14 protein-coding genes are annotated in these 22013 nt (G+C 57.6%); 3 read left to right on the plus strand and 11 right to left on the minus strand.

Annotation, left to right across the window (positions count from 1 at the left end; genetic code table 11):
- Positions 1-119: 119 nt before the first annotated feature.
- The 3 genes from glnA (HMPREF2849_RS09540) to glnA (HMPREF2849_RS09550) form a co-directional block, all read right to left on the minus strand.
- Positions 120-1577 (minus strand): type I glutamate--ammonia ligase, encoded by a 1458-nt coding sequence (gene glnA / locus HMPREF2849_RS09540; protein ID WP_048732579.1) that lies wholly within the window; start codon positions 1575-1577, stop codon positions 120-122.
- Positions 1578-1649: 72 nt separating this feature from the next.
- The gene (locus tag HMPREF2849_RS09545) at positions 1650-2822 is read right to left on the minus strand and encodes an ornithine cyclodeaminase family protein (RefSeq protein ID WP_070862920.1); all 1173 of its coding nucleotides are present in this window, start codon (positions 2820-2822) and stop codon (positions 1650-1652) included.
- A gap of 963 nt (positions 2823-3785) precedes the next feature.
- On the minus strand, positions 3786-5222 hold the full coding sequence (gene glnA, locus HMPREF2849_RS09550) for a type I glutamate--ammonia ligase (protein WP_048732575.1): 1437 nt from the start codon (positions 5220-5222) through the stop codon (positions 3786-3788).
- Between the two features lie 404 nt (positions 5223-5626).
- Between glnA (HMPREF2849_RS09550) and HMPREF2849_RS09555 the strand changes: the two genes are divergently transcribed.
- A complete protein-coding gene (locus HMPREF2849_RS09555) occupies positions 5627-6145 on the plus strand; it encodes an RDD family protein (RefSeq protein WP_016423046.1) in 519 nt (172 codons plus the stop codon).
- A gap of 2 nt (positions 6146-6147) precedes the next feature.
- On the opposite strand, the gene HMPREF2849_RS09560 is transcribed toward HMPREF2849_RS09555, so the two are convergent.
- From HMPREF2849_RS09560 to HMPREF2849_RS09590, 7 genes are all read right to left on the minus strand, one after another.
- The gene (locus tag HMPREF2849_RS09560) at positions 6148-7767 is read right to left on the minus strand and encodes an aspartate:alanine exchanger family transporter (RefSeq protein ID WP_180802898.1); all 1620 of its coding nucleotides are present in this window, start codon (positions 7765-7767) and stop codon (positions 6148-6150) included.
- A 267-nt stretch (positions 7768-8034) separates the two neighbouring features.
- Complete coding sequence (locus tag HMPREF2849_RS09565; RefSeq protein ID WP_005511046.1) at positions 8035-8814, minus strand: DUF4191 domain-containing protein; 780 nt, start codon at positions 8812-8814, stop codon at positions 8035-8037.
- Positions 8815-8907: 93 nt separating this feature from the next.
- Positions 8908-9966 carry a lipoyl synthase gene (gene lipA, locus HMPREF2849_RS09570; RefSeq protein ID WP_049192902.1) on the minus strand — a complete coding sequence of 353 codons (1059 nt, stop codon included), beginning with the start codon at positions 9964-9966 and terminating at the stop codon, positions 8908-8910.
- Between the two features lie 9 nt (positions 9967-9975).
- Positions 9976-10779, minus strand: coding sequence for a lipoyl(octanoyl) transferase LipB (gene lipB, locus HMPREF2849_RS09575; protein ID WP_070862921.1), 804 nt, complete (start codon positions 10777-10779; stop codon positions 9976-9978).
- A 152-nt stretch (positions 10780-10931) separates the two neighbouring features.
- Positions 10932-12557, minus strand: a complete 1626-nt coding sequence (locus HMPREF2849_RS09580; protein ID WP_016423042.1) for an inorganic phosphate transporter — start codon at positions 12555-12557, stop codon at positions 10932-10934.
- Positions 12558-13126: 569 nt separating this feature from the next.
- Positions 13127-15157, minus strand: coding sequence for a 2-oxoglutarate dehydrogenase, E2 component, dihydrolipoamide succinyltransferase (sucB, locus tag HMPREF2849_RS09585; RefSeq protein WP_070862922.1), 2031 nt, complete (start codon positions 15155-15157; stop codon positions 13127-13129).
- 173 nt (positions 15158-15330) lie between these two features.
- Positions 15331-16869 carry a leucyl aminopeptidase gene (locus HMPREF2849_RS09590; RefSeq protein ID WP_083296886.1) on the minus strand — a complete coding sequence of 513 codons (1539 nt, stop codon included), beginning with the start codon at positions 16867-16869 and terminating at the stop codon, positions 15331-15333.
- 222 nt (positions 16870-17091) lie between these two features.
- Here HMPREF2849_RS09590 and HMPREF2849_RS09595 point away from each other — a divergent pair, with 222 nt between their 5' ends.
- Together HMPREF2849_RS09595 and HMPREF2849_RS09600 are read left to right on the plus strand one after the other, a co-directional pair.
- A complete protein-coding gene (locus HMPREF2849_RS09595) occupies positions 17092-18207 on the plus strand; it encodes a branched-chain amino acid aminotransferase (protein WP_070767554.1) in 1116 nt (371 codons plus the stop codon).
- 351 nt (positions 18208-18558) lie between these two features.
- Positions 18559-20574: a vWA domain-containing protein gene (locus HMPREF2849_RS09600; protein WP_180950655.1), complete on the plus strand. Its 2016-nt coding sequence runs from the start codon at positions 18559-18561 to the stop codon at positions 20572-20574.
- A gap of 565 nt (positions 20575-21139) precedes the next feature.
- Here HMPREF2849_RS09600 and HMPREF2849_RS09605 read toward each other — a convergent pair.
- Positions 21140-22012 carry an adenosylcobinamide-GDP ribazoletransferase gene (locus HMPREF2849_RS09605; RefSeq protein ID WP_049192930.1) on the minus strand — a complete coding sequence of 291 codons (873 nt, stop codon included), beginning with the start codon at positions 22010-22012 and terminating at the stop codon, positions 21140-21142.
- Position 22013 lies beyond the last annotated feature (1 nt).

Consider the following 22013-nt stretch of genomic DNA (forward strand, 5'->3'; position numbering starts at 1 on the left):
AGCTCTACTAAATGTGCCGACTAAAAACAGCGTGTCCCAGCTAAAAACACCGCTACCCCAATACGGTTAGGTGGGGTAGCGGTGTGGGCGTCGTCAAGCGAGCTTTTACGGGGCTAATGCTAGCAGTCGTAGTAGAGCTCGAACTCCTGCGTCGTCGGGCGCAGACGTGCCGGCATAATCTCCTGCTCGAACTTGTAGCGGATATGCGCGTCGATGAGATCCTGTGTGAAGACATCGCCGGCAAGCAGGAACTCGTGGTCCTCTTCCAGCGCCTTCAGCGCACCCTCCAGCGAATGCGGGACGGTGGGGACGTCCTTGAGTTCCTCTGGTGGCAGCTCGTAGAGATCCTTGTCAATCGGCTTGCCAGGCTCGATGCGGTTCTTGATGCCGTCGAGACCAGCCATCATTGCGGCGGTGAAAGCCAAGTACGGGTTGCCCGACGGGTCCGGAGCGCGGAACTCGATGCGCTTGGCCTTCGGGTTTGCGCCGGTAATCGGGATTCGGATGGCGGCCGAGCGGTTCTCCTGGCTGTAGACCAAGTTGACGGGAGCCTCGAATCCCGGAACCAGGCGGTGGTAGCTGTTCATTGTCGGGTTGGTGAAAGCCAGGACTGCACCGGCGTGCTTCAAGATGCCGCCAATGTAGTAGCGCGCCATGTCGGACAGGCCACCGTAACCGTTTTCATCGTGGAATAGTGGCTTGCCATCCTTCCACAGTGACTGGTGGATGTGCATACCAGAGCCGCCATCGCCGGCCAACGGCTTCGGCATGAAGGTAGCGGACTTCTGGTTGAACTTGGCGGTGTTCTTCACCACGTACTTGAAAGTCTGCATGTCATCGGCGGCGTGCAGCAGGGTATTGAAACGATAGTTAATCTCCTGCTGACCGCCGGAGCCCATCTCGTGGTGGGAGCGCTCAACATGGAAGCCAACATCCTGCAGGTGCTCGCCGATTTCGTCACGAAGATCCTGCATGTGGTCATACGGAGCAGTAGGGAAGTAGCCGCCTTTGGTGCGCACCTTGTGGCCGAGGTTGCGCGATCCGTCCGGGTTTACCTTCACACCGGAGTTCCACCAGCCCTCAACCGAGTCCACCTCGTGGAATGACTTGTTTGAACTGGAGTCGTAGCGGACGGAGTCGAAGATGTAGAACTCTGCCTCAGCGCCAAAATTACAGGTATCGGCGAAGCCCAGTTCGTTCAGGTAGTTCTCGGCCTTACGGGCAATATTGCGCGGGTCGCGACTAAACGGCTCGCGGGTGTGCGGGTCATGGACGAAGAACTTCATGTTCAGCGTCTTCGACTTACGGAACGGGTCGATGAAAGCCGTGTCCAGGTCTGGCAGCAGCATCATGTCGGAGTTATCCACCGAGGTGTAACCCGCAATGGACGATCCGTCGAAGGCAAGGCCCTCGTAAGCGGAGTCCTCATCAAACTCGGATACCGGAACGGTTAGGTGCTGTTCGATGCCGGGAACGTCGGTGAACTGGACGTCTACCCAGCGAATGTCATTGTCCCGGATGTATCGTTGGATTCCTTCCGGAGTTGTCTGGTCACTGCTGGGTTTGAACTTACCCATTGGTAAAACTCGCCTACTTCGCGTCTAGCTTGTTGAGCTTACTAATCGTGTTGTCGAACTTACTGGTCACTACTACTTCAGCAGCGGAACATCCCACAGGTTCAGCTTGGTGCCGATGCCCTTTGCCAGGGCGTTGTCGTAGACATCGGAGGCCCAGGCGACGTCCTCGACTGGCATGCCTCCGATGGAGTAGCAGAAGATTTCCTCGTCGTTCTGGCGACCCGGAGCCTTACCGGAAGCGATATCACCAATGTTGACAAGCTTCTCGGCGGGAAGGGTGCCCTCTTCCTTCATGTCCCACCAGCGGTTACCCGGAATACCGAGCAAGCGCTCATAGGTCACGTCTGGGCCGTTCTCGTTGAACCACTCTTCGTACAGGCCGGTGTAGTCAACGACGAGGTTGCAGTCGTCGGAACGCACGAAGTCGTCGTCGAGGCGTGCAGCGGCCGGCATGAGCAGCAGCGCGCCGGGCTTCAGATACTCCTTCTTGAAGTACGGGAAACCGGCCGGACCATCGGAGGAAGTCGAGGTGCCGGCGATGAGGATGTCGGAGTCGCGGATGGCCTCTTCTTCGGTCTCGACGATACGGACCTCTTCCAGCTGCGGGAACTCGTTCTTAATCCAATCGACAGCCTTCTGAGTCGAGGCCTGGGAGCGGCCCTTGACCTTGACCTTCTTAATGCCCGGACGCTGCGACATGGCAGAGCCGAGAATGGTGCGGCTCATAACACCCGGGCCAATGATGCCAACGACCTCGGCGTCTTCGACGGCAAGGTGCTTGACGCCGACACCCGGAACAGCGCCAGTGCGGTATGCCGACAGGAGGTTTGCCGACATGACAGCCTTCGGGGCACCCGTAATTGCATCGTTGAGAATGAACAGGTGGATCGAACGTGGCAGGTCGTTCTGGCGGTTATCGGCATTGGAGCCGTACCACTTCACACCTGCGCCGTTGAAGCGACCACCGAGGTAAGCGGGCATTGCCATGAAACGACGGTCAGGGCCATTTGCCGGCATACCCTCATGGATTGGGTTATCCGGGAAGTTGATCTGGGCACCGTGGGAGTTAGCGGAAGCACCGGCCATGCGGTAGTCGCCGTCAGCCAGCAGAATCAGGGTTTCTTCCATGGTCTCAACACACTTGGCGAAATCCGTGACACCAGCTTCAACCATGTCCGGTTCGCTGAGGTAGAGAAAATCAATGCGAGTTGAGTTTTCTGGGTTGGCAGCGTTTTCGTTAGTCAAGAATGCTCAAATCCTTCTTAATGTTCATCGGCCACCCTATGCGGCGGCTCTGCTTAAGAAATTCCAGATGCATGCTCTCCAGAATCAATCAAATCGCCTCGGCGTGGGCTCTCGAGTCGCCATTTCCGAGGGGTATGGCGTACCACCATACGGAAAAACCACAGCGTAGGGGCGTTTACGCAGTTTTCAGCACGACATTCCCGCTTTACGACGGTCACAGCGACAGAGCCCAACTTCCGTCAATAAGTTGCCCGTAATAACTACTTCGACATGCACAATTGATACTTTTTGAGAACGATTACAGATGAGTGAATTATCCTCCCACGCATCAATGTTTATGAACTTTGTCACATGTCATTAAGTTGCGACACATTTCTGGTTCAACGGGCGTGATTGCCTGGCATCCTACCTTCGCAGCATGCCCCATCCGCTCTTGGTGTCCGCCCCCTTGCGGTGTCCCTCGCATCCGTCCCTCGTGTTGTCCCTAGCGCCACCCTCGCACGTATGGCCAATTTCCTGGCACTTATCGATGATTTTCCTTGACTTATCGACGATTTTTCGTCACTTATCGACGGCTGTCCGGCACTTATGCGCACGGTATCCTCCCCACCCTGTCACTTGTCGATGCGCTGTTCACTTATGGCCACGCTATAGCGCATCGACAAGTGAATATTGCATCGATAAGACTGGGGCGGAGAGTGTGCAACTCTACTCGTGCAGGGGTCGCGGCCCTTTTGTGGTGGTGTATGGCCCTGTTCAGGGGAGTGGCCCGCAACCGCGCACAAATTCGTGCTCACATACGCGCGCGTATGAGGGCCCAGGCACCCGCAGCCAGCATGGCCGCAACGAAAAACCGCCTGACCACATTAACTGTGGTCAGGCGGCATCTAACAAGCTCGTTGGGCGGCCATGAGGAGCAATGGGGGGGGGGGTGCTTGCTGTGGCCGTCGTGAAGCGAAAACTTTAGCAGTCGTAGTACATTTCGTATTCCTGCGGAGTGGGGCGCAGGCGAACCGGCTCGATCTCGTTTTCGTACTTGTAGTCGATGTAGGTCTGGATGAGGTCCTCGGTGAAGACATCGCCCTCGAGCAGGAACTCGTGGTCGTTGCGCAGGGCCTCGAGTGCGGCCTCGAGAGAGGTCGGAGCCTGCGGGATGTCGGCGGCTTCCTCCGGCGGGAGCTCGTAGAGATCCTTGTCGACCGGAGCGTGCGGTTCGATGCGGTTCTTCACGCCGTCCAGTCCGGCCATCATCATGGCAGCGAAGCCAAGGTACGGGTTGCCCGACGGGTCCGGGGCGCGGAACTCGATGCGCTTTGCCTTCGGGTTGGAGCCGGTGATCGGAATGCGAACAGCGGCGGAGCGATTGCGCTGTGAGTAGACCAGGTTAATCGGAGCCTCGAAGCCCTTGACCAGGCGGTGGTAGGAGTTCAGGGTCGGGTTGGTGAAGGCCAGTACCGCACCTGCGTGGTGCAGGATGCCGCCGATGTACCAGCGAGCGATGTCCGACAGTCCTGCGTAACCGGCCTCATCGTGGAACAGCGGCTTGCCGTCCTTCCACAGCGACTGGTGAGCGTGCATGCCCGAGCCGTTGTCGCCAGCCAGCGGCTTCGGCATAAAGGTGACGGACTTGCCCTCTTCCCAGGCGGTGTTCTTGATGATGTACTTGAAGGTCTGCAGGTCGTCTGCAGCGTGCAACATCGTGTTGAACTTGTAGTTGATCTCCTGCTGGCCACCGGTGCCGACCTCGTGGTGGGCGCGCTCCAGGTCGAAGCCGGCGTCAGCGAGCTTCAGGCACATCTTGTCGCGGAGGTCCTGGTAGTGGTCGTACGGAGCGGTAGGGAAGTAGCCGCCCTTCAGACGGGTCTTGTAACCCAGGTTTGCAGAGCCGTCCGGGTTCTGGTCCTTGCCGCGGTTCCACCAGCCTTCGATGGAATCAACTTCGTAGAAGCCGCGGTTGGTGTCGGTCTCGAACTTGACGTTGTCGAAGATGTAAAACTCAGCCTCAGCACCGAAGAAGCAGGTGTCGGCGATGCCGGTAGAGATGAGGTATTCCTCCGCCTTCTTCGCGACGTTACGTGGGTCGCGGGAGAACGGCTCGAGGGTAAACGGATCGTGGACGAAGAACTTGACGTTCAGGGTCTTTGCCTTGCGGAACGGGTCAATGCGCGCAGTGCTCAGGTCGGGTAGCAGTGCCATGTCGGACTCGTCGATGGAAGTGAAACCACGAATCGAGGAACCGTCGAATGCCAGGCCTTCGGCCATCGCGTCCTCGTCAAATGCGGATGCCGGGATGGTGAAGTGTTGCTCGATGCCGGGAACATCCGTGAAGCGGACGTCTACGAACTCGACGCCCTCTTCCTTGATATACGCGACTACTTCCTCGGGAGTTTTGAAGGACATGTGCGGTCTCCTTAGTTGGCCTTGTTTAGTACGCAGCAGGGAATTCTTGCACGATGTTTCGTGCACCTGCCGCGCTGTCAAGGACTGGCCGGTTGACGCCTTCAAGCTTAACGAACCACGCATTCATTCTGGAATTAGAACCACGAATTTCTGGCATGGCGCGTGAGAAATTCGCCAATACGGAATGGGTTACGCAAATAGGGAGCGGGTTATCTATTTGTGGAAACAAGGCAATACCCTGCGCATTCATGTCACACACGCTTTACGACGCGCCTTTAGCTCCCATGCTGATAAGAAAATGGAAAAGGCGACGCAACATCGCCCCCGGATTACCCCCGCACGCGCTGAATGGCTGTCCCAGCCCGTGATTTGATAGCCGGATTGCTGCATTAGACTATGAACCCATGGAAGAAAAGCACAGTTGGCTAGATGGCCCTCAGATTCCGGGAGAGTTCGATAATCCGGACAAGCTCTCGGACTATCCCGGCCAGGCATTGGGTCTTGCCCCCGATGGCCCAGGATCGCAAGCGACGTTGATGCGTCGCGTCGGCGGCATTCTCATTGACTGGATTATTTCCTTGATGATTGCCGGCGCTTTTTCGATGTTCTTCGGCCCGAGCGAGGCGCAGATTGACCAGTTCGGAGATTCGTTTATCGCCTGGCAGTCATTCCTTGCGACCTATTCGCCAGTTGTCTTCCTCATTATTGGCACGGTGTCGGTTTGGCTGTTCGCCCGCACTCCGGGCCAGTGGATGATGAAGATGGGTGTCGCTCGCGTGGACAAGCCCGGCGAGCGAGTTGGCTTTGTTCGTGCCTTCTTCCGCAGCTTGCTTACTCTTTTCTTGCTGCCGCCAGCAATCACCGACTCGGATATGCGCGGCATGCACGACCGTGCCACTGGCACGGCCGTCATTTTGGGTTAGCGCTATAGCACCAACACGACCAGGACCTGGGCGAGAATAATCTTCATGATCATGGCCATTGGATACACCGTTGTGTATCCCATTGCCGGCAACTCGTTCTTGGCCTGGTCGTTGACGTATGAGAGCACTGCCGGGTGAGTCTGCAAGCCCGAGAGGATACCCGCAGTTTGGCCGAATGGAATCTTCAGCACACGGTGACCGACAATGAGGGTCAACAGTGCGGAGCTAAACGCGATGATGGCGGCAAGACCCAGAACTGTCAGTGATGCCGGGTCAGACAACGCAGCCTGGAATCCCTTACCGGCAGTGGTGCCGATACCAGCCAGGAACAGTGCTAGACCCATGGTGCGGAACGCCAGGTTGGCCGAGTAGGGGATAGGCCAAACCAACGGGCCAGTGCGACCGACAGCACCCAGAATCAGCGCCACAACCAGTGGACCACCAGCGGATCCCAGGGCTAGCGAGCTGCCGCCCGGAAGCGGAATCTTGATGAGACCCACCAAGACACCCAGCGTAAGCCCAAGGGTGAGCGGCAAGAGGTTGACGTCGGAAAGCTTCTTGTAAGAGTCGCCGAAGAACTTTGTTGCGTCCTTGATTTTCTCTGGCGGTGCAACTACGCGGACGCGATCACCAAGCTCTAGGCGCATGTTTGGTTCCGCGACGATGTCGTGGTCGCCGCGGCGAATACGCGTAATGATCATGCCGTCCATGCGAGTCTGAAGCTCCGCGATGGGTACTCCAACCACGTCAGATGCAGAGACGAAGATGCGGCGGAAGTCCAGGCGGCCGTCGTGTGTCGGATCGCCTGGCATAAGCTCGCCAAGGTACTCGGCGGCACGAGCAATTTCTTCCTCTGTGCCGACGACGGAAATAATATCGCCGACGGAGACAGTGTCACCCGGAGATGGAATGTAGAGGTGGCCCTTGTACTCAATACGCGAAACCGTAATGTCCAAACCGAACTTCGACGGAAGGTCAGTGATGGAAGGCAGGTCGTCCTTGAGGATCTTGATGTCCCGAGTATGCAGCGGAAGTGCGGCGACACCTGCGTCAATGGCTTCCTGGTCGTGATCGACGCGGAAGACCTTCGACATAATGCCGATAGAGGCAATCACTGCCAGCACACCGATTGGGTAGGCCAGGGAGTAACCAATCACCGGCATATCGTGCGCAGCGGCCAGCTCGCCCTTATCCGAAATGAGGCTAGGAAGAGCATCGACGATTGCTGCCATAGCCGGGGTGTTGGTCAGGGCGCCTGTGAAGGCGCCTGCGCCTTCCACCGGATCGATAGGCAAAAACTTGATCAGCAGGAAAGACTCGATGGTGACAACTGCGAGCACACCAATGCCGAACAGGTTGTGCTTGATGCCGCGCGAGCGTAACGAGCTGAAGAACTCGGGGCCCGCCTCCAGCCCGATGGTGTAGACGAATAATGCCAGGCCCACGATGTAAATCAACGGGGAGATTTGAATTTCCGGCTCAATAGTCGCGAGGATAAGGCCGACGAAGAGGACGGCAGCCACGCCAAGCTTGAAGCCGAAGATCTTGATCTGGCCAATTGCCAGGCCAAGAAACAAAATCACTAGAAGCGCTAAGAGTTCATTTTCAGCCAAGAGTTGCACATATCCCATGGTGGCACAACTAGCAGTAATCTTCATTAAGCATTGTTTCCAGCAAGGATACGACCTTTGCTGACAGCGTGATAAGTGAGAGCAATCACTTCAACAAGACATCAATAACTGTGTGTGAAGACATGGCTTTAGGCATCGTTTTAAAGCTTTAAAGCACAAAAAAAGGGGGCCCGAAAGCCCCTTTTTTCTGCTTCAACCTAGATTGCCCCTCGGTGGGTTGCCCGAGCAACCGACCCTGGTGAAACCTAGCTAAAACCTCTAGTGCTTCTTGCCGCGATTGGCGGCACGGCGCGCACGACGGTTCATGCCGGCCTGTGGGTTAGCGCCCTTCGGCATTGGACCCTTGGGCATGTTCGCGCGCGCATCGCGAATACGGTCCATCGACTGGATGCGCTCATTCAGAGCGTTAGCCTGATCCTTATTCAGGTTGCGCGGCAAACGCATGAGTTCGCGCTGCAGCTTCTTCGGCGGGACCTGGCCCTCGTCGCTACCAGCAATCATGTCGTAAATCGGAGCTTCGCCCGCAATGCGTGCCAGCGACTTCTTTTCACGAGCAATCATCTGCTTGACGCGGTTCGGATCACCTTCACCGACCAGCACAACACCGGCGTTACCAATAACACGGTGAACAGCATCCATGTGCTGATTAGCGACAACACCGGTCTTGACGTGCCAGACATAGCCAACGCCCTGACGCATATTGTCCAGCGTCCACGCCGCAGCGCCGGCCTGGCCTTCCGCCTCTGTGTAGAAGGACGCCTCAAGACGCTTAGAGAAGATGTACATCGCGACCATAAAGCCGATCGAGATACCAATAATCGTCAGAACCCAGGGCCAGACTCCACCAATGAGCAGACCAAGCAGTAACAGCAGGATAATTGGACCGAAGAAGCCCAGCGCCATGTAAGGCACGAGCTTGTTGTCCCGCGAGCGCTGCAGCTTAAACGCCTGCCACATCTGGCTACGAGTCTGCTTACGCTGAGCGCGCTTGGCGGCGCGGTTCGCCTTCTTCATTTCTTTCGCATCATTGGTCGCCATAATCACCAACTTTAGGGCATGCGATGTAGTTTTAGGCAATAGACCGCGCCGTAGCGCCGTTTCGCTTTACGACGGCGCTGCGGCCGTCAGCCTCTAGGAAGCCGGAATAGCCGAAGTGACTGGCGTATCCTCCGATGCGCCATAGCGGTCGAGCAGCGTCGAGGCTTCCTGAAGCGCGAGGTTGTTGTCGTTGTCGTCGGCAAGCGCGGACAGATGCGCCGGCAGTTCCTGACCGCGGTGCGCCAGTGCGCGGGCGTAGAGCCGTCCAGCGCGGTAGGAAGAGCGGACCAGCGGGCCGGACATGACGCCGGCAAAGCCCATCTCTTCAGCGGTCTTGGAGAGCTTGACGAACTCCTCCGGCTTAACCCAACGTTCAATTGGATGGTGCAGTGGAGTGGGGCGGAGGTATTGAGTAATCGTCAGAATATCGCAGCCGGCATCGTGCAAATCCTGCATAGCGGAGATGATCTCGTCATAGGTTTCGCCCATGCCCAGGATGAGGTTGGACTTGGTAACCAGTCCAGCTTCGCGAGCGCGAGTGATGAGTTCCAAGGAACGCTCGTAGCGGAATGCGGGGCGGATGCGCTTGAAGATACGAGGCACCGTCTCCACGTTGTGGGCGAAAACCTCAGGCTTGGCATCGAAGACCTGCTGTGCTGCAGATTCGTCGCCACGGAAGTCATCGACAAGGAGCTCGACTCCGGTATTCGGGTTGAGTTCGTGGATCTGGCGGCAGGTCTCAGCGTAGAGCCAGGATGCACCGTCGGGCAGATCGTCGCGGGCGACACCGGTGATAGTGGCGTAACGAAGACCCATCTCGCGGACGGATTCCGCAACACGACGCGGCTCATCCTTATCCAATGGGTCGGGCTTGGCTGAGTTAATCTGGCAGAAGTCGCAGCGGCGGGTGCACTTATCGCCGCCGATGAGGAAGGTGGCCTCGCGGTCTTCCCAACATTCGTGAATGTTCGGGCAGCCAGCCTCCTGACAGACCGTGTGCAAAGAGGCACCCGAGACACGGTTTTTCATGTCCTTGTAGCTGGGGCCCGGACGAACCTGGTTGCGAATCCACCGGGGCTTGTTCTCGATAGGGGTCTCGGCATTTCGTGCCTCGACGCGCAGTAACTTACGTCCTTCTGGCTTAACAGTCACAGTTTCATCCTACTCTTTTGTTGATGAGTACTCGAATATGCCGGTGGTGGAGTTGTGCTTCACCCGGTGTGGCAGGTCCTTCGTGGGGTCGGGCGCGGAGCCGAAGGAATGGTCGGCAACGGTCAAACGGCCTTCCAAAGCATCTTGCAAATCTGCCAGAAGCGGCTCTGTCATCTCTGACACGCTAACATTTCGGTCAAGCTCCCGGGATAGGGCGGTCACTCCAGCATCGGAGATGCCACACGGGATGATGTAGTTGTAGAACTCCATAGAGTTGTCGCAGTTCAGACTGAGTCCGTGCATGGTTACACCATGGGTCACGCGGATTCCCAGTGCCGCAATCTTTCGGTCGCTCAGTCCGTTTGATGCGGGAACCCATACCCCCGAGCGGCCATCGATGCGGCCAGCAGCCGCGATGCCGGCTCGGCGAACGGTTTGAATGAGGGCTTCTTCCAGTCTGCGGACGTAGTCCACCACATCGACCGGCTGAGCGAGCTTGATGATGGGATACATCACAAGCTGGCCCGGGCCGTGCCAGGTGATGCGGCCACCGCGGTCGACATCGACGACCGGCAACCCATTGGTAGGACGGTCCTCCGGCTGGGTGCGCTTTCCTGCTGTGTAAAGACTCGGGTGCTCAAGCACGAGAACCTGATCTGGAATTAGGTCTTTCGCACGCTTGGCAGCAAGGTCTGCCTGTAGGTGCCAGGTCTCTTCGTAGTCGACAAGGCCGAGATGTTGAATCTCGATGTCGGAGCTTGATTCCCGAATGGATTCATCTGCGCGAGTAAAAGGTTTTCTTGGGGCAGTCATGGTGGCCTATAGGATACGCCGAAATTCTGTAGGCCTCAGATTACTTGTTACTTGGATAGCGCCAAACTTACTTGGATAGCGCCAGACGTAAAAATACCCCGGTGGTCACTAGAAAGTGACCGCCGGGGTAAAAGTGGCGTGCTTTTGTGGGCTTAGCCGAAGACGACGCGGAGGATGGAAACGGTGATTGCCGAGATACCTGCAGCGGCCGGAAGGGTAATAACCCAGGCCAAACCAATCGGCTTCATCAGGTTCCAGTTAGCGGCACGGTTAACGATACCGACACCGAGAACGGCACCAATCAGAATGTGGGTGGAGGAAACCGGCAGACCCAGCAGGGAAGCAATCATAACGACCACAGCAGCGGAAAGCTCTGCGGCAAAACCCGATGCTGGGTGGATCTCAGTCAGGCCGGATCCGACGGTCTTGATAACGAAGCGGCCGATAAACCACAGACCGGAGATGAGAGCGACACCCATGGTGGTCATGACTGCCAGCGGGACGCCGGACTCGGAAGAGATCTCGTTGGTACGGAGAACATCCAGAATTGCGACGAACGGGCCAAGCGCGTTAGCGATGTCGTTCGAGCCGTGGGAGAAAGCGAATGCAGCAGCGGTGAAGACCTGCATCCAGCTGAACAGCAGGAAGGTGGAACGATCCAAATCCTGACGCTTCAAAGTACGCGCGAAGATGTAAACGGCAAGCCACACTGCGGTGGCGATCATGCCCATAATCAGGAAGTTGTCCAGGCTGGAAAGCCCTAGGTGAAGGTTCTTCAGACCCTTGAACAGCATCATCGCGGAGATGACAATAGAGCCCAGGGCTGCTAGACCCGGAACCCAAGCTTCCAGCGCACGGTGAGCGCGGACATCATCAACCTTGGATTCGATGTGGACGAGCTTGCGGAAGTACTCAGACTCCAGGTCATCCGGAGTCCAGTCGTTGTCACGCATCGTCGTCGCGTCGCGAAGCATCGCGTTGGTGTACGAGATCTGATCGTGCTCAGGGAGCTTTTCGAAGTCGTCGCGGTGCTGCGCCTTGAGGTCCGCCTTTTCCTGGTGGATGGCCTGCAGCTGCTTGGAAGCCTTGTCGTTGTAGACGAGAATCGAGTTCTTAATGCCGCCGAACAGGAGGAACGCGACCAAACCGCCGAGGAGCGGAGAGAGGACCCAAGAAACGGCGATCTGACCGATCTGATCCCACTGGACCATGCTCCAGCCACCCTTGCCGGTGATAAAACCGACCGTCAGTGCGGCACCGACGATACCGCCGACGATGGAGTGGGTAGTGGAAACTGGCCAACCCATGCGGGTGGCAACGAGGAGCCACACTGCCGCGCCGAGAAGCGCGGACATCATGATGAAGGCGAACTCCATCGGGTCCAAACCGTGGATTGCGTTCAGGTCCACAATGCCGGAACGGACGGTGTCAGTAACCTCGCCACCAGCGAGGACGGCGCCCGAAACCTCAAAGACTGAAGCGACAACAAGCGCCTGCTTCATGCTCAGGGTGCCGGCACCGACTGAAGTACCGAAGGAGTTAGCAACGTCGTTACCGCCGATGTTGAACGCCATGAAGACGGCGAACGCGATGGTAATCAGAAGAATTGCCGTATTTGCCTGCGGGCCCACAAAGTCATAAGCCCAGAAGACAAAAATTACGATGTTGATTGCAAGAAGCCCGCCGAAGAAGAGGTGCCACCACTTATCTGAGGAGCTCGATTGCTCAGATGATGTGGTCCCGGTCGACGAACTAGTATTCGCTGGAGCCGAGGACATGCTCCACCTTTCTAAGTTACGTACAGAGAGCAAAAATAGGCACGCCAAAGAAGCCTGCTGTCTAATGATTTCTTAGATTGGTAAAGGCTAATTGCTAACTAGGTGACGGCGAGGTTAACAAATAATGAATTTAATTATCGCTATCTTCAGCTCTCGTCGGTGTAGCTGAAAGCGATAGCCGGAACTGTGTGCGGGGGTGTGTGGTGTTCTCGCATTTCGGCAGGACAAAAAGTATGCGCATTTGCTACTTGCAGCTTTGCTTTCGGTTCGACCCTCCCGCTGTCTGCTAATGGCTTAACGGCGCAATAACAGCACGTTAATTCTTTGTGCCGATGGAGCCTTTGCTAGCTATGTGTGGCTACGTGAAATCTGAGCACTAGCCAAGAATAGGGGGCCTGCGCATTTGAAGGAATCGCTGATTAGGTTCAACTGCGGGACGAATGCGGCAAAAGAAATACCCGCGTCAGCCGCAAAGTGCGACTAACGCGGGCAGGGAAGAGGCAGAACCTCCTGCTAGCAAGCCAGCTAGATTCCCGCGGCGCTACTACCCCAGGAAGGGAGCAAGCTGCTTAGAGCTGCAGATCCGATTCGAAGTTAGCAACCTCGAGGCGGTCAACAACGGTCGTCATAAAGCGACCTGCATCAGCGCCGTCGATCAGGCGGTGATCGTAGGTAATTGGCAGGAAGACCATGGCGCGAATACCAATGGCATCTGCCTCATTCTCGGTGACGACTACTGCGCGCTTCTTAATCGCGCCGGTGCCGACCATTGCGGCCTGCGGCGGAACCAGAATCGGAGTGTCGGTCAGAGCGCCCTCGGAGCCGATGTTGGTAATGGTGAAGGTGCCGCCGGACAGGTCGTTCGGGGTCAGCTTGTTGTTGCGAGCGCGGTCTGCGATGTCCGCAATAGCAGCAGCCAGCTCCGGCAGGGACATATCCTGAGCGTTGTGGATGACCGGGGAGAGCAAACCCCGCTCGGTATCGACAGCGATACCCAGGTTGACCTGCTCGTGGTAGGTAATCTCCTTGGTCTCTTCGTTCCAGGAAGCGTTGACGTTCGGGTGGCTGACCAGAGCCTCAACGATTGCCTTTGCAAAGAATGGCAGGAAGGTCAGCTTCGCGCCGTGCTTCTTCTCGAACTCAGCCTTCTTAGTAGCGCGCAGATCCCAGATGGCAGTCATATCGGCCTCGTGGACCTGGGTCAGCTGTGCGGAAGTCTGCAGAGACTCGAGGGTCTTGGCAGCGGTAATCTCGCGGATGCGGTTGACACGCTGGGTGGTGCCGCGCAGCTCAGCGAGCTCAGGGCGAACGCCCTTGGTGGACCAGTTGGAGCCGGACTCAGCAGTAGTCTCCTGGCCGCCCTCGGCAGCGCGCAGAACATCCTGCTTACGAATGCGGCCGCCGATTCCAGAGCCCTCGACCTTAGTCAGGTCAACGCCGTGCTTGTCAGCCAGCTTGCGGACCAGCGGGGTGACGTAAGGAACGTCCTTGTTAGCGGAAGGCTTGGATTCAGCCTTCGGAGCCTCAGCCTTCGGAGTCTCCTTCTTCGGCTCTTCCTTCTTCGGCTCCGGCTTGGACTCTGCCTTCGGCTCTTCCTTCTTCGGCTCAGGCTTGGATTCAGCCTTTGGAGCTTCCTTCTTCGGTGCAGCCTTCTTTGGCTGGCCACTGCCAACGCGAGCGATGACCTCGCCGACGTCAACGGTGTCGTCTTCGTCGTAGAGGACCTCGAGCAGGGTGCCTGCGACCGGGGAAGGAATTTCGGTGTCGACCTTGTCGGTGGAAACCTCGAGCAACGGTTCGTCGACCTCGACGGTGTCGCCGACCTTCTTCAGCCAGGTGGTGATGGTGCCTTCGGTGACGGATTCGCCGAGCTCCGGCATCTCAACGTCAGTAGCGTCGCCAGCGTCAACGTCAGTGGAGTCTTCCTCAGTCTCCTCGTTAGCCTTTACTGGCTCCTCGTCCTTCTCGACTGTGGCAGATGCCTCCTCGGCCTCTTCCTTGGCGGCTGGAGCAGCGTCTGCATCGCCAACGCGAGCGATGACCTCGCCGACGTCAACGGTGTCGTCTTCGTCGTAGAGGACCTCGAGCAGGGTGCCTGCGACCGGGGAAGGAATTTCGGTGTCGACCTTGTCGGTGGAAACCTCGAGCAACGGTTCGTCGACCTCGACGGTGTCGCCGACCTTCTTCAGCCAAGTGGTAATCGTGCCTTCGGTGACGGACTCGCCGAGCTCCGGCATCTCAACATCAGTAGCGGAACCGGAGGCAGCCTTCGGTGCTTCCTTCTTTGGCTCTTCAGCGTCTTCCTTCGGAGCCTCTTCCTCGGTCTCCTCAGCGGAATCGTCAGTGCCTTCCGGCTCTTCGCCCGGCTCGCCGACCTTTGCGATGACCTCGCCAACATCGACGGTGTCGTCTTCTTCAAAGAGAATCTCGGTGAGAACACCGGCGACCGGAGATGGAATTTCGGTGTCGACCTTGTCGGTGGAAACCTCGAGCAACGGTTCGTCGACCTCGACGGTGTCGCCGACCTTCTTCAGCCAGGTGGTAATGGTGCCTTCGGTAACTGATTCACCGAGCTCCGGCATCTCAATAGAGGTCGCCATGTTTGTGCACTCCTCGAAAAGTTAAGAAATCTCGTTTTAAGACGGTTATTACAAATTAGCTTACAGGTTGAAAACTCTGCTTGCCCCGTGGGCTGCGCCCGCTTTCGACTGGTGCTTGGAATAGCTCATTCCAGCCATGATTCCAGCCGGGCGGGACGCAGTCGGATGACCGGCTACTTCGTTGCCAAATCCTCAATCACAGAGAACATCGTCCGAACCGGAACACCAGTGCCCCGCTTCGGGGTATAACCATACTCCCCGGTGGTGTTGAAGGCCGGACCGGCAACGTCGATGTGAACCCATTCAACATCCTCGCCAACGAATTCGCGCAGGTATGCAGCTGCAACGCTCATGCCACCAAAGCGAGAGTTCGTGACATTCCGCAGGTCAGCTACCGGCGACTTCAGGGCCTCTGCTAGCTCAACTGGAATCGGCATTGCCCAACCATTTTCACCAATGCTCTGAGACAGCTCTGCAACACGGTCACGGAACTCGTCGTTACCCAGGACACCCGGGGTGCGCTCGCCAAGAGCGACTAGCTGCGCACCGGTCAGGGTGGCGGTGTCAATCAGGTGAGTCGGATTGTCTTCGCAGGCGCGGACAATGGCATCTGCGAGTACGAGGCGGCCCTCTGCGTCGGTATTCAGAATCTCAATGGTCTTACCGCCGTACTGTGTGATGACATCGCCCGGACGGTACGCCTTACCGCCCGGCATGTTCTCCGCCATTGGAACGGTTGCGGTCACTGGGGTGGATACGCCTAGGCGAGCAGCCAGGACGACTGTGGCAATAACAGCCGCAGCGCCGCCCATATCGGAGATCATGTTCTCCATGCTGGCACCCGGCTTCAGCGAAATACCGCCAGTATCAAAGGTGATGCCCTTACCGACCAGGCCCAGCGAATTCTCTGCCGACTCATCGCCCTTCCAGATCAGGCGCACCAGGCGCGGCCCGCGCGAGGATCCACCACCCACGGCATTGAGGCCTCCGAAACCGCCGGCGCGCAGAGCGTCGTCGTCAAGCACCTCGACCTCGAGCCCCGCGTCACGGCCCAGCGCTGCAGCAGCGTCAGCAAACGTCTCGGGGTAGAGGTGCGACGATGCTGTATTGACGAAGTCACGCGCGGTGGCAACGGCATCTACAATTGCCGAAGCGCGCTTTACGACGTCGTCATCAGCGCCCAACACAACCACCTTCTGGGTGGCCTCGTTGCTTTCTTCGTCGCTCTTCTGACCGGAGTAAGCGTAAGCGCCCAGCGCAAAGCCCTCGGCTGCAGCCTGCGGATCGATGGCGCCGAGAGTGTTAAAGACCACCTTGGCCTTGGTCATACGGCGCGCAGCGGCGCCGCAGGCACGGCGGATGTCCTCGGCATCCAGGTCCTCAGAACCCACGCCAACGCCCGTGACACTGTCGACATCCAGGCCAGCAGGAGCCGGGATGGTGGTCACGGACTCGGCCTTAGCGCTGGCGGAGACTGCCTCAAAGGAGGCGAGCAGCTGCTCTGCAACCGAACCGATGGCCTCGGGTGCGACCAGCTCGAGGCCATCCTCGCCGTCGATAAGCGCGACGAGGACCGCGTCGGCGTCCGCGGGCAGAGAGTTGTCGGCAGCGATGACCACGCGAGTGCCGATAGCCGGCAGGTAATTGGACAAAACAGCGGCGTTGCGAGAGGCGCCGAGCTGTGCCGAATCATTGTTAGCGGGGACTGACATGTAGTTGCATCTCCTTGTAGTCGTACTATGTGGTACACCACCGTATCCCTATTTGCCGGTTCGTGTCCTTCACCCCTGGACAGCGGACTGACGAGCCAGCGCCACGACTATTGGAATGTACCCGCGCCTAGTGCCCGCGACGCTGACATTGCCCTGACTAACACGGTCTTTCGGGGGCGAGTATTGATACGACTCGATCCTCGACGGTTTAGGATGAAAGACATGTCTGCTTTGGAATTTGCAATCGAACGTAACCCGAATCCACTCTCTGATGCCGAGCGCGAGGAGATTCTGGGCAACCCTGGTTTTGGTAAGCACTTCACCGACCACATGGTCCGAATTGACTGGACTGCAGACAAGGGCTGGCATGACGCCAAGCTGCAGGCATACGGTTCGATTGAAATGCAGCCGTCTTCTTCGGTCCTGCATTACGGGCAGTCGATTTTTGAGGGCCTGAAGGCGTATCGCATGCCGGATGGTTCCATTGTTACTTTCCGCCCGGAGCAGAACGCCCGTCGCTTCCAGCGCTCCGCTGACCGCATTGCAATGCCGCAGCTGCCGGAGGAGACCTTCCTCGAGGCAATTCGCCTACTGGTTGAAGCCGATGCAGCATGGGTGCCGCCAGCTGGTGGCGAAGAATCCCTGTACCTGCGTCCAATCATGTTCTCCACCGAGAGCACCCTGGGCGTGCACCCGTCGAACTCTTACACCTTCCTGCTCATCGCTTCACCTGCCGGCGCGTACTTCTCCGGTGGCATTAACCCGGTGACCGTGTGGATCTCCCACGAGTACGTGCGTGCCGCGCCGGGCGGCACCGGTGCTGCGAAGTTCGCAGGTAACTATGCAGCTTCGCTGGCGGCTCAGCAGCAGGCAGAGGAAAAGGGCTGCGACCAGGTTGTGTGGCTGGACGCTGTCGAGCGCAAGTACATCGAGGAGATGGGCGGCATGAACCTGGCGTTTATCTACCCGGATGAGAATGCTGACGCTGGTGTTCGGCTGGTGACTCCAGAGCTGTCTGGTTCGCTGCTGCCGGGCATTACTCGGGCATCGCTGCTGCAGGCTGCTCAGGATCTGGGCATGAATGTCGAGGAGCGTCGCATTTCCACCGAGGAATGGAAGAATGATGCCACCTCCGGTGTTATGAGCGAGGCATTCGCCTGCGGTACTGCTGCAGTCATCACCCCGGTCGGTTTTGTGAAGTCCGCTGAGGGCGAGTTCGAGATCAACGGCGGCGAGACCGGTGAGTGGACTATGAAGCTGCGCGAGCGGCTGACCGGTATCCAGCACGGCGAGGTTGAGGATACCCACGGTTGGATTTACAAGCTCGTTGAGGCTTAGTTTCGGCGTAGGTCGGCTAAGAAAAATTTAATAGTGGTTACTAGAATTAGTACTTTCGCAGCCCCTGTTCAGTATTCGCTGTTCAGGGGCTGCGTTTTTGCTTTGCTGGCTCCCCAACGGCTGTGCGATTTTCTCATGGTTCATGAATTGTTCAGGCGGCATTTGTTTAGCCGTTAAAAACACCTCTAGCGTGACCGGGGTCACTGTGAAAAACTACCAACACGATTGATTTTTGTAGTTGGGAAAACAGTTTGAGGCGCTGTGATGGTGGTAGTTCAAGACTTTTTTAAAGATAGTTTTTCGTCAAGTAGTTCAAAGCGCCTAAGGGTAACCATCGTTGTCACTCTGTTGTTGGCTGCGTGGACGATTGGGTTTAGTGCGATTCCGGCTCCGGTGGCGGCAGCCCAAGATTCGCCTTCGCCGTCCGGGGTGGAACAGCCCGCTCCTACGGGCGAAGGGGGTACGGGCGAAGCAAAAGCAGAGCTAATCATGGATCTGTCTGGTTCGATGCTTGCCGACGACGCCGGAGGCACCCGCCTCGATGCGGCAAAGCGCGCATCCACGGAGCTGATTGACTCCCTCCCGGATGATGCGCTGCTTGGCATGCTGGTTTATGGCCAGCGCGAATCCAGTGATGAATCCAACCGCGAACGTGGTTGCCAGGACATCGAGGTGCTGTCGCCTGTCCAAAAGGTCGACAAAGAAGGCCTGAAGAGCAGGATTGCCGGGTTGGAAGCTCAGGGCTATACGCCGATCGGCAATGCACTGCGTAAGGCGGCTGATGAGCTTGGCCCAGACGGTGAGCGGTCAATTATTTTGGTCTCTGACGGTATCGACACCTGCGCGCCGCCACCGGTGTGTGAGGTTGCGAAGGAACTGGCAGGGCAGGGTGTTGGCCTGACGATTCACACAGTGGGCTTCAAGGTCGATGAAGAAGCTCGCGCTGAGCTGGAGTGTGTTGCGCAGGTATCCGGTGGACAGAGCATGACTGCGGACGATGCTACCCAGCTTGCAGACCACATGAAGTTCTTGACTCAGCGGTCAGTGCAGGGCTACGAAACCACGGGTACTCCTTTCGAGTTCTCCGAGACTAAGGAAGGCGCGAAATGGCTCGGCGAGGGCAAGTACCAGACGACGCTGGTGCCAGAGGTTGCCCAGCACGATCGCACCCCGCTCTACTACCGAATCGCAGTGCCGAAGGGACACAACGCGATTGTTACCTCAAAGGTGTTAGCGAATATCGATGCTGAGGGTAAAGGCCAGCAGGATGTCCGAACTGAAGTTGACGAAATCATCAATGAAACTGGCGGAAAATGCCAGGACGACGGTCGTATGGGGTCGCTGACTGGCGCCGAAGCTAGTGCCGATTCGTGGACTCCAACTTCGGCTGATGCAAGCATTCTTGCATGGGATAGTGACCGCATCGAATCCAGTTGCGATCAAACCAAGTGGCTCGTCGCAAATAACGTGTGGGTCTATGACGGTGATTCAGTAGCGGACTATCGTGATGAACCGGTGAAGGTCGAGGTTAGCGTCCAGTTTGAGCCAGTCCTGAAGAAGCAGGATGCTGGCAAGCTAAATGAGGGGCGGTCTTCTTCGACCGGCGACAAAGCCTACAAAAAGGCCACTTTTGGAGAGGCCAAGCCCGTAAACGGTGGCAATAACGCAGCCCAAGCGCCGGAAGTTAAATCTGGGGATACCATCTCTGACACAATCGTGCCCGGTGAACAGAAGTTCTACAAGATCCCTGTCGAGTGGGGTCAGCGACCAGTGATTGCTGCCCGCACTGGAAATTCGGAGCGCGATAATGCCGATTCCATGGGAGTTGCCCTGCTGAATCCGTTCGAGGTTTCCGTTGCGGATGGAACAATGCACTTTTATCAGGATTCCGAGGACCTGAACTTGTCAACAGATCGTCCGGTCGAATACAACAACCGAGAATCTAATGTTGGAGGACGACCTGTAGCCAACGCCGGCTACTACTACGCGACTGTCCGAATGGCTAACTATCGCCCGGATGAAGAGGTCAGTGGCATCGATCAGCCGTTCCAGCTCGCATTCCTCCTGGACAACAAGCCAACTAAGGGGCCTGACTGGCGACCGACTGACAAGAACGGCCCGACTCCATCCGATAAGCCGATTCTGGCCAAGGGAGAGTCGGAACAGGAAACGTCAAAGGACTCGTCAGAAGATGCGTCGAATGAATCTGACTCCTCGGATACGGATTCTCAGGCATCCGCATCCTCGTCGGACATGGAAGATGAGGGCATGAGCCCGTTGGTCATTGGCACCGTTGTAGCAGTGGTCGCCGTGTTTATCGGCATTGCCGGCGCAATCGTCTACCAGAACAAGAAGCGCAAGGAGTAGACAAACCGTAAGATCAGGAAGTTCCTGAGCAGGGGGGGCAGGGTGGGGAAGGCAGCAAAATTGTGTCCGCTTGGCGTATCGCTGGCGGGCACATTTTTTGCTACTTAGCCGCAAGAACTGACAACTCCAAGAATTATGGGCTGCAGATGTGAAACTGTGTGAGTTTATGACACTTTCAAGCCATTTTTCGGACCATTTTTGACATAAACGCAGTCAGTAACTCGCATTGGCCCGCCGTCGCTAACATAACCGCAGTCACTAGCCCCACTGAACCCAAACCCCACTGAACCCAAACCTGGGAGTGCCACCCCAACAAAGAAAAGCGCGTCCCGTGCATCGCTGCGGCGGGACGCGCTTTTTTAATTAGCTGGGAGGCTAGAAGGTGTGCTCGTTCTTGGCGCCCCGGCAAACGGTCGGCGCAAAATAATTTGGGCGAGCCCCGAAACGAGCCTCCTGTACTCCGCCTTCCCGGCGGTGTGCCCTCAGAATACGTCCGCGTCAAAGCGACCGTCAATAGTTCTTTTTAAAGAAAACCCCAACGGGGGCAATGCGCGCATTTTCCCTGCTAGAACCCTATGGCAAGTGCCACGGCACAGACAGCGCACGCTATCTCAATGACTGCACCAAACACGTCGCCGTTGACTCCGCCAAACCTCTTCACGCAATGCCGCGTCAGCAGCAGTGTAACGCCAAAGCTCAGTGCACAAGCGACTACGCCCACGAGCCCAACCACCCAGCCCGACACAGCGAGCAGCAGTATCCACCAGCAGGTCACCGTGACTGTGGACTGAGTACCGGCAGTCAGAGAGCCGAAGCCGCTGTTCGAAAAAGGCGGAAAGCCGCGCCAGCAGGCAGTCGTTGCTGCCGCGCGAGAGGCTACAAAAGGCAAGCACAGCGCAACCACACCAGGCCACATCTGACCAGCAGACCACTGCGACAGCACACTAGCCACAATCACGGCAAAAGCAGTCGTCGTCGTCAACATCGTCAGCACGATGGAGCCCACGCCCATTGGGCCGGTGCTCGGATCGCGCAGCACCTCCCGCGCCCCCTCCGGCGGCTTATACGAGCCGAGGGCATCCGCCACATCCGCCAGCCCATCCAGGTGCATCGCGCGGGTCAACATCTGTGCCGCCACCATAATCAGGGTGCCGCCGAGGATCGGGGTGACGTCGTAAAGCGTGGGCGTGCCTGACGACGACGTTGCGAACAGCGCCGCCGTGATGAGAACTGCACCCGCGGCAGGAACGAGCCCAGCTACTGGCAGTGCGGCGATGGCGCGACGGCCGGTGATGCGGTCGAACACGCTCGCGCCTTTGAAAGGCAGGATGGTGAGCCAGGACAGGGCAGTGGTGATGGCCTCAGCGACGGCATTGCCGTGAGCAGAGGGATCGCCGTCGAGGTTGTCCTGGCGAGACGGGCCGGCTTTGTCGGACAAG

Source organism: Corynebacterium sp. HMSC073B01, assembly GCF_001838255.1.
GTDB classification, from domain to species: domain Bacteria; phylum Actinomycetota; class Actinomycetes; order Mycobacteriales; family Mycobacteriaceae; genus Corynebacterium; species Corynebacterium jeikeium_D.

What these genes read in the sequence shown, in the direction of transcription:
- glnA (WP_048732579.1), bottom strand. Translation starts at nt 1,577, where the DNA reads ATGGGTAAGTTCAAACCCAGCAGTGACCAGACAACTCCGGAAGGAATC.
- glnA (WP_048732575.1), bottom strand. Translation starts at nt 5,222, where the DNA reads ATGTCCTTCAAAACTCCCGAGGAAGTAGTCGCGTATATCAAGGAAGAG.
- HMPREF2849_RS09555 (WP_016423046.1), top strand. Translation starts at nt 5,627, where the DNA reads ATGGAAGAAAAGCACAGTTGGCTAGATGGCCCTCAGATTCCGGGAGAG.
- HMPREF2849_RS09565 (WP_005511046.1), bottom strand. Translation starts at nt 8,814, where the DNA reads ATGGCGACCAATGATGCGAAAGAAATGAAGAAGGCGAACCGCGCCGCC.
- lipB (WP_070862921.1), bottom strand. Translation starts at nt 10,779, where the DNA reads ATGACTGCCCCAAGAAAACCTTTTACTCGCGCAGATGAATCCATTCGG.
- HMPREF2849_RS09580 (WP_016423042.1), bottom strand. Translation starts at nt 12,557, where the DNA reads ATGTCCTCGGCTCCAGCGAATACTAGTTCGTCGACCGGGACCACATCA.
- sucB (WP_070862922.1), bottom strand. Translation starts at nt 15,157, where the DNA reads ATGGCGACCTCTATTGAGATGCCGGAGCTCGGTGAATCAGTTACCGAA.
- HMPREF2849_RS09590 (WP_083296886.1), bottom strand. Translation starts at nt 16,869, where the DNA reads ATGTCAGTCCCCGCTAACAATGATTCGGCACAGCTCGGCGCCTCTCGC.
- HMPREF2849_RS09595 (WP_070767554.1), top strand. Translation starts at nt 17,092, where the DNA reads ATGTCTGCTTTGGAATTTGCAATCGAACGTAACCCGAATCCACTCTCT.